This is a genomic window from Brevundimonas sp., from assembly GCF_041648615.1.
GTDB lineage: Bacteria > Pseudomonadota > Alphaproteobacteria > Caulobacterales > Caulobacteraceae > Brevundimonas.
Genome location: NZ_JBAZOS010000013.1, coordinates 29,806 through 45,750, shown reverse-complemented (window position 1 = coordinate 45,750; position 15,945 = coordinate 29,806). Strand labels below are relative to the sequence as shown.

At 69.9% G+C, this 15,945-nt stretch carries 16 protein-coding genes; 9 read left to right on the top strand and 7 right to left on the bottom strand.

Features of this window, described 5'->3' with window-relative positions:
* Positions 1 to 77 precede the first annotated feature (77 nt).
* The gene (locus tag WC555_RS07185; RefSeq protein WP_373252503.1) at positions 78 to 1,421 is read left to right on the top strand and encodes a glycoside hydrolase family 1 protein; all 1,344 of its coding nucleotides are present in this window, start codon (positions 78 to 80) and stop codon (positions 1,419 to 1,421) included.
* A gap of 27 nt (positions 1,422 to 1,448) precedes the next feature.
* On the opposite strand, the gene WC555_RS07180 is transcribed toward WC555_RS07185, so the two are convergent.
* From WC555_RS07180 to WC555_RS07165, 4 genes are all read right to left on the bottom strand, one after another.
* Positions 1,449 to 1,916, bottom strand: a complete 468-nt coding sequence (locus tag WC555_RS07180; RefSeq protein WP_373252501.1) for an endonuclease domain-containing protein — start codon at positions 1,914 to 1,916, stop codon at positions 1,449 to 1,451.
* Between the two features lie 78 nt (positions 1,917 to 1,994).
* Entirely contained in the window at positions 1,995 to 3,473 is a 1,479-nt protein-coding gene (gene gatA, locus WC555_RS07175; RefSeq protein ID WP_373252499.1) for an Asp-tRNA(Asn)/Glu-tRNA(Gln) amidotransferase subunit GatA, read from the bottom strand.
* 1 nt (position 3,474) lies between these two features.
* On the bottom strand, positions 3,475 to 3,762 hold the full coding sequence (gene gatC, locus WC555_RS07170) for an Asp-tRNA(Asn)/Glu-tRNA(Gln) amidotransferase subunit GatC (protein ID WP_373252497.1): 288 nt from the start codon (positions 3,760 to 3,762) through the stop codon (positions 3,475 to 3,477).
* A gap of 92 nt (positions 3,763 to 3,854) precedes the next feature.
* Positions 3,855 to 4,385 (bottom strand): hypothetical protein, encoded by a 531-nt coding sequence (locus WC555_RS07165; RefSeq protein ID WP_373252496.1) that lies wholly within the window; start codon positions 4,383 to 4,385, stop codon positions 3,855 to 3,857.
* Between the two features lie 72 nt (positions 4,386 to 4,457).
* On the opposite strand from WC555_RS07165, the gene ruvX reads away from it, so the two are divergent.
* From ruvX to topA, 7 genes are all read left to right on the top strand, one after another.
* Entirely contained in the window at positions 4,458 to 4,922 is a 465-nt protein-coding gene (ruvX, locus tag WC555_RS07160) for a Holliday junction resolvase RuvX (RefSeq protein WP_373252494.1), read from the top strand.
* On the top strand, positions 4,922 to 5,845 hold the full coding sequence (locus WC555_RS07155) for an AEC family transporter (protein ID WP_373252493.1): 924 nt from the start codon (positions 4,922 to 4,924) through the stop codon (positions 5,843 to 5,845). The genes ruvX and WC555_RS07155 overlap by 1 nt, the downstream gene beginning before the upstream one ends.
* Positions 5,846 to 5,868: 23 nt before the next feature.
* Positions 5,869 to 6,849 carry an aspartate carbamoyltransferase catalytic subunit gene (locus WC555_RS07150; protein WP_373252491.1) on the top strand — a complete coding sequence of 327 codons (981 nt, stop codon included), beginning with the start codon at positions 5,869 to 5,871 and terminating at the stop codon, positions 6,847 to 6,849.
* Between the two features lie 181 nt (positions 6,850 to 7,030).
* A complete protein-coding gene (gene pyrC / locus WC555_RS07145) occupies positions 7,031 to 8,317 on the top strand; it encodes a dihydroorotase (RefSeq protein WP_373252489.1) in 1,287 nt (428 codons plus the stop codon).
* Positions 8,318 to 8,332: 15 nt separating this feature from the next.
* Complete coding sequence (plsY, locus tag WC555_RS07140) at positions 8,333 to 8,974, top strand: glycerol-3-phosphate 1-O-acyltransferase PlsY (RefSeq protein WP_373252488.1); 642 nt, start codon at positions 8,333 to 8,335, stop codon at positions 8,972 to 8,974.
* Complete coding sequence (gene dprA, locus WC555_RS07135) at positions 8,971 to 10,065, top strand: DNA-processing protein DprA (RefSeq protein ID WP_373252486.1); 1,095 nt, start codon at positions 8,971 to 8,973, stop codon at positions 10,063 to 10,065. Before plsY ends, dprA begins: the two co-directional genes overlap by 4 nt.
* 91 nt (positions 10,066 to 10,156) lie before the next feature.
* Entirely contained in the window at positions 10,157 to 12,775 is a 2,619-nt protein-coding gene (gene topA / locus WC555_RS07130; protein WP_373252484.1) for a type I DNA topoisomerase, read from the top strand.
* Positions 12,776 to 12,935: 160 nt separating this feature from the next.
* Here the strand turns inward: topA and WC555_RS07125 are convergent, their stop codons facing one another.
* The 3 genes from WC555_RS07125 to WC555_RS07115 all read right to left on the bottom strand — a co-directional run bounded on the left by WC555_RS07125 (position 12,936) and on the right by WC555_RS07115 (position 14,969).
* Positions 12,936 to 13,358 carry a molecular chaperone DnaJ gene (locus tag WC555_RS07125; RefSeq protein WP_373252482.1) on the bottom strand — a complete coding sequence of 141 codons (423 nt, stop codon included), beginning with the start codon at positions 13,356 to 13,358 and terminating at the stop codon, positions 12,936 to 12,938.
* 4 nt (positions 13,359 to 13,362) lie between these two features.
* Entirely contained in the window at positions 13,363 to 14,202 is an 840-nt protein-coding gene (locus WC555_RS07120) for a division plane positioning ATPase MipZ (RefSeq protein WP_373252480.1), read from the bottom strand.
* A gap of 116 nt (positions 14,203 to 14,318) precedes the next feature.
* Positions 14,319 to 14,969, bottom strand: a complete 651-nt coding sequence (locus WC555_RS07115; protein WP_373252479.1) for an SPOR domain-containing protein — start codon at positions 14,967 to 14,969, stop codon at positions 14,319 to 14,321.
* A gap of 102 nt (positions 14,970 to 15,071) precedes the next feature.
* Here WC555_RS07115 and panC point away from each other — a divergent pair, with 102 nt between their 5' ends.
* Positions 15,072 to 15,944 (top strand): pantoate--beta-alanine ligase, encoded by an 873-nt coding sequence (panC, locus tag WC555_RS07110; protein ID WP_373252477.1) that lies wholly within the window; start codon positions 15,072 to 15,074, stop codon positions 15,942 to 15,944.
* The last annotated feature ends 1 nt before the right edge of the window (position 15,945 follow it).

The following is a 15,945-nucleotide window of genomic DNA, read 5'->3' as shown; positions in this document are numbered from 1 at the left end:
CTCACACCTGAGTGAATGTTGACGCACGATCCCCGACGGGATCATCCTCCCCGCAACAACAAAAGCAGGAGGGACCGATGCGGGATCAGGGGCGAGCCAGGGGAATCGGGCGGCGCAGCCTGCTCAAGGCGGGCGGAGCCGGGGTGGCGACGATGGCGGTCGCCCCCTCCGTCGGGGCGGCGTCTGCGGCCCGGGAACGGCGGCCGGCGCCGGAGGGGTTTCTCTGGGGGACGGCGATTTCGGCCTATCAGAGCGAGGGAAACAATACCAACAGCGACGCCTGGCTGATGGAAAACCTGCAGCCCAGCATGTTCCGCGAACCGTCCGGCGACGCCTGCGACAGCTATCACCGCTTCGACGAGGATTTCGCCCTGGCCCAGGCGCTGGGCTTCAACTGCCACCGCTTCGGCGTGGAATGGGCGCGGATCGAGCCCAGCGAGGGGCGGTTCTCCAACGCCGTGCTCGACCACTACGCCCGCATGCTGGACGCCTGTCAGGCCCGCGGGCTGAAGCCGATGATCACCCTGAACCACTTCACCACGCCGCTGTGGTTCGCCCGCCGCGGCGGCTTCGAGGCCCCGGACTCGCCCGCCATCTTCGCGCGGTTCTGCGGCAAGGTGGCCGAGCGGCTGGGCGGCCGGATGTCCATGGTGACCACCTTCAACGAGGCCAATATCCGGCTGCTGGTCGACCTGATGCCAGGGATCGAGGCTGGGCGGCGCGTCGCCGAGGTTGCGATCGCGGCAGCGGCGAAGGCGACGGACTCGCCGAGGTTCTCGCGGCTGGCCTTCGCCGACCCCGCCGTGGCGACCCCGCTGATGCAGGCGGCGCATCGCCAGGCCTATGACGCGATCAAGGCCGTACGGCCCGATCTGCCGGTCGGGGTGACCCTGACCACCCAGGACATCCAGGCGCCGGGGCGTCCGGACCTGGTCGAGCTGTATCAGCGGCGGCTGTATGGCGACTGGGTCGAGACAGCCCGGACCCATGCGGACTTCTTCGGGGTCCAGACCTATACGCGCTTCATCGTCGGCGAGGACGGGGTGCAGGCGCCGCCGGCGGGGGCGGAACTGACCATGGCGGGCTATGAATTCTATCCGCAGGCCCTGGCCAACACGATCCGATGGGCCCATGCGGCGGTCGGCAAGCCGATCTATGTGACCGAGAGCGGCGTGGCCGTGCAGGACGACGCGCGGCGCAGCGCCTTCATCGACGCCGCCCTGGACGGGGTGCGGCAATGCCTCGACGAGGGCATTCCGGTGCACAGCTATCTGTACTGGTCGCTGCTGGACAATTTCGAATGGACCTCGGGCTATGGCGTGCCGTTCGGCCTGTCGGCGGTGGACCGGGAGACGTTCGAGCGGAAGCCGCGACCCAGCGCCCTGCATTTTGGCCGGCTGGCGCGGGCCAATCTTATTTGAGCGGGTCTTTGAGCGGCGGCGGCGCGGTCATGGGCGGTATCGGGGAAGACGGAGCTTCGAACCAAGCGGCTTTGGCGTCCCCTCTCCCATTGGGAGAGGGAGGGGCCCGTCGGCGGAGCCGACGGGAGGGTGTGGGGTTACGGCGCCGGCCAGTTTCGCCTGGGCCCGGATGGCGGCGAGGACAGTGGGGAGCGAGCCTGTCACCTCGGTGTTGGGGAACCTGAGAACGGACCAGCCCAGAGACTCGATCGCTTGCTGGCGGTGATAGTCGTTGAGTTGCCGGTCGTCGTCATCGTGAACGCCGCCGTCCAGTTCGATCACCAGCTTGATGGATTCGCAGGCGAAGTCGGCGAAGTAGCGATCGATGGGGTGCTGGCGACGAAATCTGAAGCCGTCGAGACGGGAGGCGCGGAGGGCCTGCCACAGGATGTTCTCTGCATGGGTCCGGCGCTTGCGGGGATCGCGGGCACGGGCGGTTCGAGTTTCGGGCGTCATGCAGCGTAACCCCACACCCTCCCACGCGCTGCGCGCGCGGGCCCCTCCCTCTCCCTCAGGGAGAGGGGCTTTGATTGTTCACCACCACTTCTCCGGTTTCGCCACAAACCCCGCCGCGTCTTCCAGCGCGCTGGCGACCTGGAAGACCGTCGCCTCGTCCAGCGCCTTGCCGATGACCTGGAGGCCGAGGGGCAGGCCGCCCGCGTCGACGCCCGCGGGGACGGAGATGCCCGGCAGGCCGGCGAGGTTGGCGGTGACGGTGAAGATGTCGTTCAGATACATCTGCAGCGGATCGATCTGCTTGTCGCCGAGGGCGAAGGCGGCCGAAGGCGTGGACGGCGTCAGGATGGCGTCGACGCGGTCCCACACCGCGTCGAAATCCATGGCGATGCGGCGGCGGACCTTGAGGGCGCGGACGTAGTAGGCGTCGTAGAATCCGGCCGACAGGACATAGGCCCCGATGGTCAGTCGGCGCTGGACCTCCTTGCCGAAGCCCTCGGCGCGGCTGGTCTCATAGAGGTCGGTCAGGGACGTGGTCCCCTCGGCGCGGTGGCCGAAGCGCATGCCGTCGTAGCGGGCCAGGTTGGACGAGGCCTCGGCCGGGGCGATGATATAATAGGCCGGCAGGGCGTACTTCGTGTGCGGCAGGCTGATCTCGACGATCTCGGCGCCGCCGGCCTTGAGCCAGGCCACGCCCTGGTCCCACAGCGCCTGGATCTCGGCGGGCATGCCGTCGACGACGTATTCCTTCGGCACGCCGATGCGCAGGCCCTTGACGCCCTTGTTCAGGGATCGGGTCCAGTCGGGCGTCTCGACGTCGAGGCTGGTGGCGTCCTTCGCATCGTAGGAGCACATGGCGCGCAGCAGGATGGCGGCGTCCTCGACGGTCTTCGTGATCGGGCCGGCCTGGTCCAGCGAGCTGGCGAAGGCGACCATGCCGAAGCGGCTGGCGCGGCCGTGGGTGGGCTTGATCCCGACCGTGCCGGTGAAGGCGGCGGGCTGGCGGATCGAACCGCCGGTGTCCGAGGCGGTGGCGGCCAGGCAGAGGTCGCCGGCGACGGCCGAGGCCGAGCCGCCGGAGCTGCCGCCCGGGGTCAGGTCAGCGTTGGAAGCCGTTGACTTCCATGGGTTCACGACCGGACCGAAGGCGCTGGTCTCGTTCGACGAGCCCATGGCGAACTCGTCCATGTTGAGCTTGCCCAGCATGACCGCGCCGTCGCGCCACAGGTTGGCGGTGACGGTGGACTCATAGGGCGGGACGAAGCCGCGCAGCATGTTGGAGCCGGCCGTGGTCTGGACGCCGTCGGTGCAGAACAGGTCCTTGATGCCCAACGGCGCGCCTTCCAGGGCGCCGCCCTCCCCTTTCGCCAGTTTGGCGTCAGAGGCGCGGGCCATGGCGAGGGCCTTGTCCGTGGTCTGGAGGACATAGGCGTTCAGACGCGGATTGGCGGCGTCGATATTGGCGACGAAGGCCCTGGTGATCTCTTCCGAGGAGAAGTCGCGGGCCTTGAGGCCGTCGAGCGCGGCCTTGAGCGTGAGTTTGGTCAGGTCGGACATTCTATTCGACCACCTTGGGCACGACGAAGAAGCCGTCGGCGGACTTCGGGGCGTTGCCGAGCACGTCGGCGACCTTGTTTCCGTCGGTGACGACGTCGTCGCGCAGGCGCATCGGCTGGGCCACGTTCGACGTCATCGGCTCGACGCCGTCGACGTCGACCTCGTTGAGCTGTTCGATCCAGGCGAGGATGCCGTTCAGTTCCGCGGCGAGCGGCTCGAGCCGGTCTTCCGGGGTCTTGATGCGGGCGAGGTGCGCCACACGGCGCACGGTCGCGGCGTCGATGGCCATGCGGCCCTCCAATGCGAAACCTGAGCGGGCGGGATTAGCCGCCCCAACCCTCTTTCACAAGGATCAGGCCCGGTTTCGCAAGGATTCCGACGCTATCGGGCGGGTGTGACCGTCACAGTAGCGGGCGCCGAGCCGTCCGTGGCCAAGGACCAGCCGACGATGACCCGCCGGGTGCGGCTGCCGATCGTCGTGGAGGCCGGGTCCATGGTGCTCTCGGTGAGCTCCAGATCGACGCGGCCCGGGGCTTCGGACAGGATGCGGTATTCGAGGACGTCGCCGAGGCGGAAGACGCGCCAGCCGTCAGCCGGACCCTGGAAGAAGGCGATGTGGGTGTAGAGGCCGTTCATGGCGGGATCGCCGCCGGCCGTGCCGAACAGTTTGGCGGTCAGGCCGCCGCCCTGCCGGGTCAGCGGGTCGAGGCTGACGACCGAGGCGGCCTGCTGCAGCTCGACGGCGGTTTCGGGCTGAAGCGTGGCGGCGGGCCCCGCGGCGGTCAGGGGCGCGGCGACGGGCGCCGTGGCGGTGGCGTGTTCGGCGGCCGGGACTTCGGCCTTGCGGCTTTCGACCTGGGCGTCGCAGCCGGCGAGGCCCGCCAGGGCGACAAGGAAGGTGACTGGCTTCATCGGATGTTCCCCCATCAACGATAGCTCACCTTGCACTTTGACAGGGCGGCTCGCCAGTCCTACCGCCAAGCCGTGACAGTTCTATCGCTCGAAGATCTCGCCGCCTCGACCCCGCCCGGCACGCCGTGGCTGGGGCTGGATCTGGGCGAGAAGACCATCGGCGTCGCCGCCTCGGACGCGACGCGCATGATCGCCAGCCCGTTGTCGCTGATCCGAAAGACGAAATTCACCGACGACGCCCATGCCGTGCTGAAACTGATGGACGGGCGCAAGGCGTCGGCCCTCGTCATCGGCCTGCCGCTCAACATGGACGGCAGTGAAGGGCCGCGGGCGCAGTCCTGCCGGGCCTTCGCCCGCAATCTGCAACGCATCCGCGCCGTGCCCTGCGCCTTCCAGGACGAACGGCTGTCGACCAGCGCCGTCGAGCGGTTCCTGATCGGGGAACTGGACCTGAGCCGCAAGCGTCGCGCCGATGTGGTCGACCGCACAGCCGCCGCATGGATCCTGCAGGGCGCGCTGGACCGGTTGAGGGTCTGATGGGCGGGCTGATCGCGGGCGTCGTCCCGGTCTTCGTGCTGATCGCCATCGGTTACGGGCTGCGCAAATCGGACTTCCTGCCCGACGCGACCTGGCGGCCGATCGAGAAGCTGTCGATCCACCTGCTCTATCCGGGCTTCCTGATCCCGGCGATCTGGAACGCCGACATCTCGAGCGGCGGCGCGGGGGCGGCGGGGGCGGCCTCGGTCACCTCCGTGCTGATCATCGCGACCCTGACGTTGGCGCTCAAGCCGCTGATGAAGATCGACGGCCCGGCCTTCACCAGCGTGTTCCAGGGTGCGATCCGGTGGAACAGCTTCGTCTTCCTGCCGGTGATTTTGTCGGTGTACGGCCCGGACGGTCTGGCGCTGGCGGCGGTCGTGATCGCGTCCATGATCCCGGTCACCAACGTCCTGTGCGTCATCGTGCTGGTGAAGTGGGGGGCGGATGAGCGGTCGATGTCGCCGTGGGCGCTGGCGAAGGCGATTCTGTCCAACCCCATCCTGCTGGCCTGCCTGATCGGCCTGGCGCTCAATCTTGGCGGCGTGCCGCGGCTGCCGGGCATTTCCAACACCCTGGAGCTGCTGGGCGGGGCGGCCCTGCCGCTGGGCCTGATCGTGGCGGGCGCGGGTCTGAGCTTCGCGGAGGTGGCCCGACGCCGGATCACCATCGGGGCCGTGTCGTTCGTCAAGCTGGTCATAACCCCGCCGCTGATGTGGGGCCTTTGCGTGCTGTACGGCGGCGACGAGACGGCCCAGGGCATCGCCCTGCTGTGCGGCGCGGCCCCCGGGGCGGCGGCCAGTTACATCCTGGCGCGGCAGATGGGCGGGGACGCCCCCCTGATGGCCGGAATCGTGGCCCTGACGACGGTGGGAAGCGCCTTGAGCATCCCGATCCTGCTGGCGCTATTCCATCTGGCCTAGATGCGCCCTATAGGCGGGCCTCGATGAGCCAGCCTGCCGCCCTCACCGATCTGATTCTCGAGCGGCTGGCGCCGTTCCCGCGCAGCCATTTCCTGTCCGCGGGCGATCTGAACGCCGCCACCACGCCGCCGCTGCTGGATCTGGCCGACGCCTTCGTCGACTTCAACCGCCAATCCTCCAAGTCGCTGGACCTGATGCGCGGGCGCACGGTCATGAACCTGTTCTTCGAGAACTCGACCCGCACCAGCGCCTCGTTCGAGATCGCGGCCAAGCGGCTGGGGGCCGATGTGACGACGCTGAGCCCGCGCACCTCGTCCGTGGCCAAGGGCGAGACCCTGATCGACACGGCGGCGACGCTGAACGCCATGAAGCCCGACGTGCTGGTGGTGCGCCACGGCGCCTCGGGCGCGGCGGCCCTGCTGGCCCAGAAGGTGGGTTGCGCGGTCGTGAACGCCGGGGACGGCCGCCATGAGCATCCGACCCAGGCGCTGCTGGACCTGCTGAGCCTGCGCCGGGCCTTCGGCGACGTGGGCGGGCTGACGGTGGCGATCTGCGGCGACATCGCCCACAGCCGGGTGGCGCGGTCGAATGTGTCGATGCTGTCGATGATGGGCGCGCGGGTGCGCCTGATCGGGCCGCCGACCCTGGTGCCCGGCGACGCCGACCGCTGGGGCTGCGAGGTCTTCCACGACATGCGCGAGGGGCTGAAGGGCTGCGACGTCGTGATGATGCTGCGCCTGCAGCTGGAGCGGATGGAGGGGGCGCTGGTCCCCTCGACCCGCGAGTATTTCCGTTTCTGGGGTCTGGACCGCGAGAAGCTGGCCTGGGCCAATCCGGGGGCGAAGGTCATGCACCCGGGACCGATGAACCGGGGCGTGGAGATCGACTCCGACGTGGCCGACGACCTGACGGTCTCCCTGATCCAGGACCAGGTCGAGATGGGTGTGGCGGCCCGGATGGCTGTGCTGGCGGCCCTGTCGGCGCGGCTGGACGGAGACTCCTGATGGGCGCTCTTTGTGTTCCCTTCCCCCCTCGCGGGGGAAGGTGGGCCGCGGAGCGGCTCGGATGGGGGGGCTGTCAGCCCTCGACGGAACGTGAGTGGAAAAGCGAACTGGGATGGGCCGGTGCTTCACCCCCCATCCGTCAGGCTTCGCCTGCCACCTTCCCCCGCAAGGGGGGAAGGGCGTGAATACGTTGGCGATTCTCAATGCGAGAATTCTTGATCCCGCCACGGACTATGACGGCGCCGGCGCGGTGCTGGTCGAGGACGGCCGGATCACCGAGGTCATTCACGGCGCCGGCGCGACCGCCCCGGAAGGCGCGACCGTCATCGACGCCGGCGGCCTGTGCCTGTCGCCGGGCCTGATCGACATCCGGGTCAAGACCGGCGAGCCCGGAGCCGAGCCGAAGGAGACGCTGAAGTCGGCCAGTCTGTCAGCGGCGGCGGGCGGGGTCACCACCATCGTCATCCAGCCGGACACCGATCCCGCCATCGACGATCCGGCGATGATCGAATTCATCCAGCGGCGCGGAGCGGCCCTGGGACTGGTCAATGTCCGGGCGGCGGGGGCGGCGACCCGGGGCCGCGACGGCGCGCGGATGGCCGAGATCGGCCTGATGGACGAGGCCGGGGCGCTCTATTTCACCGACGTCGATCAGGTCATCGCCAACACCCGCACCCTGCAGCGGGTGATGAGCTACGCCGCCGCCTTCAACGCCCTGATTTCCTGCCGCCCGGCCGAACCATGGCTGAGCGAGGGGGCGGTGGCGACCTCGGGCGAACTGGCGACGCGGCTGGGTCTGGCCTCGGCGCCCGCGATCGCCGAACGCATCCAGCTGGAGCGCGATCTGGCCCTGGTCGAACAGACGGGCGCGCGCTTCCTGGTCGACCAGATTTCGACCGAGGGCGCGCTGGAGACGCTGGCCCGCGCCCGGGCCAGGGGCCTGGAGGTCGCCGCCTCGGTGTCGATCAACCACCTGTGCTTCAACGAGATCGATATCGGCGACTATCGCACCTTCTACAGGCTGGACCCGCCGCTGCGGCCCGAGAGCGACCGGCTGGCCCTGATCGAGGCGGTGCGCGACGGCCTGATCGACGCCATCACCTCGGCCCACGCCCCTGCCCCCGCCGAGGACAAGCGCCGCCCCTTCGCCGAGGCGACGCCCGGCGCGGTGGGGCTGGAAACCCTGCTGGCGGCCGCCCTGTCACTGCACCATGAGGACGGACTGGACCTGCTCGACATCCTGCGGCCGCTGACCCACGGACCGGCCACCTTGCTGGGGCTGGACGCCGGCGTCCTGGCGGCCGGCGCGCCCGCGGACCTGACCCTGTTCGACCCCGGCGCGCCGATCGTGGTCGACGCGAACGCGCTGAAATCGAAATCGAAGAACTCCCCCTTCGACGGACGCCGTCTGCAAGGCCGGGTGTTGCTTACCGTCGTCGGCGGACGCATCGTCCACGACGCACGCTAAGAGGGAGCGAATCACTTGCAGGATCTGGTCGGGCCCGCCCTCGGGACGGTCGCCCTCGTGGCGGTCGGCGGCTATCTGCTGGGCTCCATTCCGTTCGGCGTGATCCTGACGCGTCTGCTGACGGGCGAGGATGTGCGCAGCATCGGCTCGGGCAATATCGGCGCGACCAATGTGCTGAGAACCGGGCGCAAGGATCTGGCCTTCGCCACGCTGATTCTGGACGCCGGCAAGGGGGCCGCCGCCTATCTGATCGCCCAGGCGCTGTTCCCGGGCGTGCCGGCCCTGGCGGCGATCGCCGGCGGCGCGGCCTTCCTGGGCCATCTCTTCCCGGTCTGGCTCGGCTTCAGGGGCGGCAAGGGGGTGGCGACATTCTTCGGCCTGCTGCTGGCCGCCGCCTGGCCGCTGGGCCTGCTGGCGGGGGCGACATGGCTGCTTGTCGCAGCGTTGTTCCGCATGTCCTCGCTGGCGGCCCTGCTCGCCGCGGCCGCCGCGCCGGTCTACGCCGTGCTGCCGCTGGCCGCCCTGGGCCTGCCGGTTCCGGCGCCGGTCGCGGCCCTGGCGCTGTTCACCGCCGTGCTCATCTGGATCCGGCACCATGAGAACATCGCGCGTCTGCTGAAGGGGGCGGAACCCCGTATCGGCGCCAAAAAGGGGTGAGCCCCTCGCCGCCCCTGTCGGAGGCGGAGCGATTCGCGCGGCTGAGGCTGGCGCGCACCGATCGGGTCGGCCCGGTCACCTTCCGCCAGCTCCTGGACCGGTTCGGCGCGGCGGAACGCGCGCTGGAGGCCCTGCCGGACCTGATCCGGCGCGCCGGCGGCCGCGGCGACGGTCCGCCGCCTGTCGATCAGATTGAAGCGGAATACGCGGCGGGCGACCGGATCGGCGCCCGGCTGATCGTGCTGGGGGACGCCGCCTATCCCGAGCCGCTGGCGGCGACGGACCCGCCGCCGCCGGTTTTGTGGGCCCTTGGCGACGCGGGGTTGATGAGCCGGCCGTGCATCGCCGTCGTGGGCGCGCGCATCGCCTCGGCGGGCGGCCAGCGGATCGCGCGCGGGCTGGCGCAGCAACTGGGCGAGGCCGGCCATGTGGTCGTCTCCGGCCTGGCGCGCGGCATCGACGGGTCGGCGCATGCCGGGGCCCTTCCGACCGGCACGGTCGCCGTTCTGGGCGGCGGGGTGGACGACGTCTATCCGCCGGACAACGCCGACCTCTATCGCCGGATCGTCGAACAGGGCTGCATCGTTTCGGAAAGCCCGGTCGGGGCGCGGGCCCAGGCGAAGGACTTCCCGCGCCGCAACCGCATCATCTCGGGCCTGTCGCGCGGGGTGATCGTGGTCGAGGCCGAGCTGCGGTCCGGATCGCTGATCACGGCGCGGCTGGCGGCGGAACAGGGGCGCGACGTCTTCGCCGTGCCGGGCTCACCGCTGGATCCCCGCTCGCGCGGCCCCAATGAACTGCTGCGGCAAGGCGCGATCCTGTGCGAGGGCTTGGAGGACGTGGAGCGCGCCTTCTCGACCCTGCGCACCCTGCGCGAGCCGGCTCACGACAATCCCTTCCAGGCCGCGCCGGAGGAGATCGATGCGGCGCTGATCGAACGGGTCGCCGCCCTGCTGTCGCCGACGCCGACGCCGCGCGACGAGCTGGCCCGGGCGGCGGGAGCCCCGATCGGCGCGGTGGCCGCGGCCCTGCTGGAGCTCAGTCTGGCAGGCCGGGCCACCCTGCTTCCGGGCGGTCTGGCGTCGGTCTGAAAACGCCCGATTTTCAGCGCCGATTGACAGCGACGCCCGGGCCAACCACGTTCCGCCCCCTTTCCGCGCCGTTTCAAGGCCCCCTCCCCGCATGAACCTCGTCGTCGTCGAGAGCCCCGCAAAGGCCAAGACCATCAACAAATATCTGGGCCCGGACTTCACTGTCCTGGCGTCCTACGGGCACGTCCGCGACCTGCCGTCCAAGGACGGCTCGGTGCTGCCCGACGACGATTTCGCCATGTCGTGGGAAATCGACGCCAAGGCCTCCAAGCGGCTGAGCGAGATCGCGGAGGTCGCCAAACGGTCCGACCGCGTCATCCTGGCCACCGACCCCGACCGCGAGGGCGAGGCGATCAGCTGGCACGTGCTGGAGATTCTGACCAAGAAGAAGGTGCTGAAGGACACGCACGTCGAACGCGTCACCTTCAACGCCATCACCAAGAGCGCCGTGCTGGAGGCCATGGCGAAGCCTCGCCAGATCGACATGGAGCTGGTCGAGGCCTATCTGGCCCGCCGCGCGCTGGACTATCTGGTGGGCTTCACCCTGTCGCCGGTGTTGTGGCGCAAGCTGCCGGGCGCCCGTTCGGCCGGACGGGTGCAGTCGGTCGCCCTGCGCATCGTCGTCGATCGCGAGATGGAGATCGAGGCGTTCAAGGCGCAGGAATACTGGTCGGTCGAGGCCGATATGAACGCGGACAGCCCGCCGTTCACGACGCGTCTGGTCAAGCACGCCGGCAAGCGGGTGCAGCGGCTGGACATCACCTCGGAAGCGATGGCGAGCGCGGCGCGCGACGCCATCAAGGCCGGGACCTTCACCATCAGCTCGGTGGAGAAGAAGCCGGTCAAGCGCGCCCCGGCCCCGCCGTTCATGACCTCGACCCTGCAGCAGGAGGCCTCGCGCAAGCTGGGCTTCACGGCGCAGCGCACCATGCAGGCGGCGCAGAAACTGTATGAGGGCGTCGACGACCAGGGCGGCCTGATCACCTATATGCGGACCGACGGCCTGTCGGTCAGCCCCGAGGGCATCGCCCAGGCGCGCGAGGTCATCGGCGACCGCTTCGGCCCGGCCTATGTCCCGGAACAGCCCCGATACTACAAGACCAAGGCCAAGAACGCCCAGGAGGCGCACGAGGCGATCCGGCCGACGAACATGGCCCGCGCGCCCGAGACCCTGCGTCTCGATGGCGATCTGCAGAAACTGTACGAACTGATCTGGAAGCGGACCATCGCCAGCCAGATGGAGTCGGCGCGTCTGGACCGGACCACGGTCGAGATCGAGGAGCCGACGGGCCAGACGGGGCTGCGCGCCACCGGCCAGGTCGTGGCCTTCGACGGCTTCATGGCCGTGTACGAGGAGGGCCGAGACGACAAGCCCAAGGACGGCGGCGACGACGAGGACGACACCACCCGCCTGCCCGCGCTGAAGGAAGGCGCGATCGCCAGGGTCGACGCCGTCCGCATGGAACAGCATTTCACCGAGCCGCCCCCGCGCTTCTCCGAAGCGACCCTGGTCAAGAAGCTGGAAGAGCTGGGCATCGGCCGGCCGTCGACCTACGCCTCGATCCTGACGACGCTGCGTGACCGCGAATACGTCCGCATGGACAAGAACCGCTTCATCCCCGAGGACAACGGGCGGCTGGTCACGGCCTTCCTCGAACAGTTCTTCGGCCGCTGGGTGGAGTACGACTTCACCGCCGCGCTGGAAAACCAGCTGGACGAGGTGTCCGCCGGCGATCTGGACTGGAAGGTGGTCCTGCGCGAGTTCTGGAGCCAGCTGAAGCCGGCCACCGAGGCGGTCACGGCCCGTCAGGGCGTGATCGACGAGCTGGACACGGCGATCGGCCCCTTCCTGTTCCCCGACAAGGGCGACGGGACCGACCCGCGCCTGTGCCCCCTGTGCAAGAGCGGCCGGCTGCATCTGAAGGCCAGCTTCAAGATGCGTTCGTCCTTCATCGGCTGCTCCAACTATCCGGAATGCCGCTACACGCGCGGTTTCGGCGCGGCGAGCGAGGTCGAGGACGGCGGCGACCGCGATCTGGGCGTCGATCCGGTCACCGGCCAGCCCGTGGCCCTGAAGATCGGGCGGTTCGGGCCCTATGTGGAAACCACCCTGCCCGGCGAGGAGAAGCCGAAACGGTCATCCCTGCCCAAGGGCTGGTCGGCGGCGTCGCTGACGCTGGAGCAGGCGCTGAGGTTGCTGGCCCTGCCGCGCGAGGTCGGGATGCATCCGGAAGACGGCAAGCCGATCACGGCGGGTCTGGGCCGTTACGGACCGTTCGTGCTGCACGCCGGGACCTACGCCAATGTCGCCGACATCGACGAGGTGTTCGAGGTCGGTCTGAACCGGGCGGTGGTGCTGCTGGCCGAGAAGCGGGCCGGCAAGTTCGCCGGGCGGGGCGGGGCTTCGGCGCCGCTGAAGGATCTCGGAGCCCATCCGGAGACCGGCGAGCCGATCCACGTCATGGCGGGCCGGTTCGGCCCCTATGTGAAGTCCGGCAAGATCAACGCCACCCTGCCCAAGGGCACGGCGCCGGAAGACCTGACGCTGGAAGAGGCCCTGCCCCTGCTGGCGGCGCGGGCGCTGGCGGCGCCGGCCAAGGGCAAGAAGGCGCCGGCGGTGAAGAAGGCCGCGGTGAAGAAGCCGGCGGCCGCCAAGAAGGCGCCGGCCAGGAAGCCGGCCGCGAAGAAAGCGTCCAAACCGGCAGCGTGACCCATCGCTCTCCCTCCCCTTCATGGGGAGGGACGGCGGAGCGAAGCGGAGCCCGGGCGGGGTAGTGTGAAGCTCCCGCCGTCCGCGCTTGAGGCTACAATTCCCCACCCGGATCGCTACGCGATCGTCCCTCCCCACTTCTGGGGAGGGAGAACGAATGTCACCGCTTCAGCAGCCTGTCCCGCGCGGCGTTGAGCCGGGCGGCGAGGCCTTCGGTGCCGCCCTGGTCGGGGTGGGCGCGGCCCATCAGGCGGCGCCAGGCGGCATTGACGGCTTCGGGTGTGGCGCCGGCCGGCACGCCGAGGATCGACCGGGCTTCCGCATCAGACAGAGCCTCGGTCGGGCGGGGAGCGACGCTTCTCTGACGCGACGCCACCGTCAGCCACAGACCCGCTCCGATGAGCCCGGCCGCCGGCAGCCAGGCGCCGCGAACGGCCAGCAGTACGCCTCCGGCCAGCATCACGGCGCTGAACAGGGTGGCCGCAACGCGCCACTGGCCCCGACGACGGCCCTCGCCCTGACGGCCCAGCCGAACAAGGGCCCAGACGGCGATGGCGGCCAGAACCAGCCAGATCAGACTCAAGACGTCATGCCGCCGCGTCGAGCGGGGCGTCCAGGGCGGCGGTGTCGAGGCCGAGCGCCTGCATCAGATTGCGCATCTCCTGACGGGCGGCGACGTGGGCCAGGGACACCGCCACGGGCCGGATCTCGCTGGACAGGTCGGCCACGGTCAGGCCGAACGGGAACAGTTCGCGATAGATGACGCGGTCGCGCAGGCCGGGCCCCATGCGGAAGCCGACGCGGCGGGCCAGCTTCTCCATCCGCTCCTCGAGCCGCTGGCGGTTGCGCGCGGCGGCGACCGCGAGGCGGTTGGTGACCACGATCCAGTCGATCTGGGCGTGACGCCCCTGGGTGATGGCCCGCTGTTTGCGGGCCTCCCAGACGCTTTCCGAATAGATCGAGGGCTTGAGCAGATCGAGGGTGACCGGATCGACCGAGCCCAGCAGGTCGAAATCGACGAAGCTGTCGTTCATCGGGGTGACGATCTGGTCGGCCAGACCATGGGCGGTGCGCGACAGCAGGGTGTCGCCGCCCGGCGTGTCGATCAGGATGATGTCGGCCGACGCTTTCGCCTCGGCGAAGGCCGCCTCGAACCGGGCCAGCTGTTCGGCCTCGCCGGCGCGCGCCAGGGCCTTGCCGTCGCCCATGTCGGGCTCAAGCGGCATGGGCAGGGTCTGGCTGTTGCCCGCCATCCAGGCGGCGCGGTTGGCGAAGAATTTGGCCATCGACCGCTGGCGCAGGTCCAGATCGATAATGGCCACGCGCCGGCCGGCGTGCAGCAGGGCGGTGACGATGTGTATGGCGAGCGTGGACTTGCCCGCTCCGCCCTTTTCGTTGCCGACGACGATGACCGTGGGGTCAGCCATGGAGACTCATACCTGTTTGGGGCCGCCGACTCAGACGCGCAGCCGAGACAGGCAGAATCGCGGGGGGCGGGCCCGACGTCAACGCAGGGGGGGTGTTAGGGCTGTGGATGCCCGCCCTAGACGGCGCGACGGCACCAGGGATCGTCGATCCCGGCGGCCGCGCAGACCGCGCCGGCTCCGGCGGCGGGCGCGCGAACCTTGAGCCGCGTCAGCTGACGGCCGCCCACCTCGACGGCCTCGTAGACCGGCGACAAACCGTCCAGCGCCCAGGCGGCCTGACCGCCCTTGAGGCGGTTCCAGGCGGCGCGGGCCGAGGCTTCGCTGGAATAGGCGCCCAGTTGCACCAGGCCGCGGGCGGCTCCCGGGGCGGCTTTCGGAGCGGCTTTCGGAGCGGCGGTTTGTATGGCGGGCCGAAGCCCCGCGCGGGCGGCGGCGTTGTCGACGCGATGCGAGACCTGTTGCACCACGGCGTCAGCCATCGCCGGGGCGGCGGCGGCCACGAGACGGGGCGCGGCGCGCTCGACCATGCCGTTCATGTCGGCGTCCCGGGCGTCCCACAACGCATGGGGATCCAGCACCTCGACGCGGATGGCGGGACGCAGGGCGGCGTGGTTGGACGTGCGACGAACGGCAGGGGCGGCGGAAGGCTCACCCTGTCCGTCGAGCGGGATGGCGGCCACGGCCTCCGCCAGGGTTTCGAAACGACGCGGATCACTTTCCACCATGCCGCAGGCCGTCAGGCCCGAGGTGGCGAGGAGGACAAGCACTGGACGGATCAGGAGGCTCGGCGTCATAAGCCAACCCTCGCACGGCAGCTTTTGCCGCCCGGTTCACAAGCACGCTTAAGGCGAAGGGTTAATCCGTTCATCATGACCGAGCCCGCCTCCCTTCCCGTCGTGCGCACCGTCTCCGCGCTGCGTGCACAGATCAGCGCATGGAAACGCCAGGGGTTCACTGTCGGCTTCGTTCCGACCATGGGCGCGTTGCACGAAGGCCACTTGACCCTGGTGCGGGAGGCCGGTCGCCGGGCCGATCGCGTGGTCGCCAGCGTCTTCGTCAATCCGACCCAGTTCGCGGCGCATGAGGACCTGGGGACCTATCCCCGGCGGGAGGCGCAGGACGCCGGAATGCTGGCCGGCGCGGGCTGCCATCTGTTGTTCGCGCCCACGGTCGAGGAAATGTACCCCGAGGGCTTCGCCACCGCGGTCAGCGTGGGCGGACCGTCCGCGGGGCTGGAGACCGACTTCCGCCCGCACTTCTTCGGCGGCGTGGCCGTGGTGGTGGCCAAGCTGCTGAACCAGGTCCAGGCCGAGGTCGCCGTGTTCGGGGAGAAGGATTATCAACAGTTGATGGTCGTGCGGCGGATGGCCCGCGACCTCGACATTCCGACGGATATCGTCGGGTCTCCGACCGAACGGGACGGCTACGGCCTGGCCCTGTCATCGCGCAACGCCTACCTGGGCGACGCCGAACTGGAGACCGCGCGGCGGCTGAACGGCGTGTTGGCCGAGGCCGGGGCCCAGGCGACCGGGCGGCGTCCGCTGGCGGCCGTCGAACGCGACGCCCATGCGGCCCTGCTGAAGGCGGGGTTCGAACGGATCGACTATGTGGCCGTGCGGCGCGCCAACAATCTGGCGCCGTTCCGCGACGGCGTCGTGGACGCGCCCGCCCGCATTCTGGCGGCCGCCTGGCTGGGCCGGACGCGTCTGATCGACAATATGGCGGTCGCGGCGCCGTCGTAGG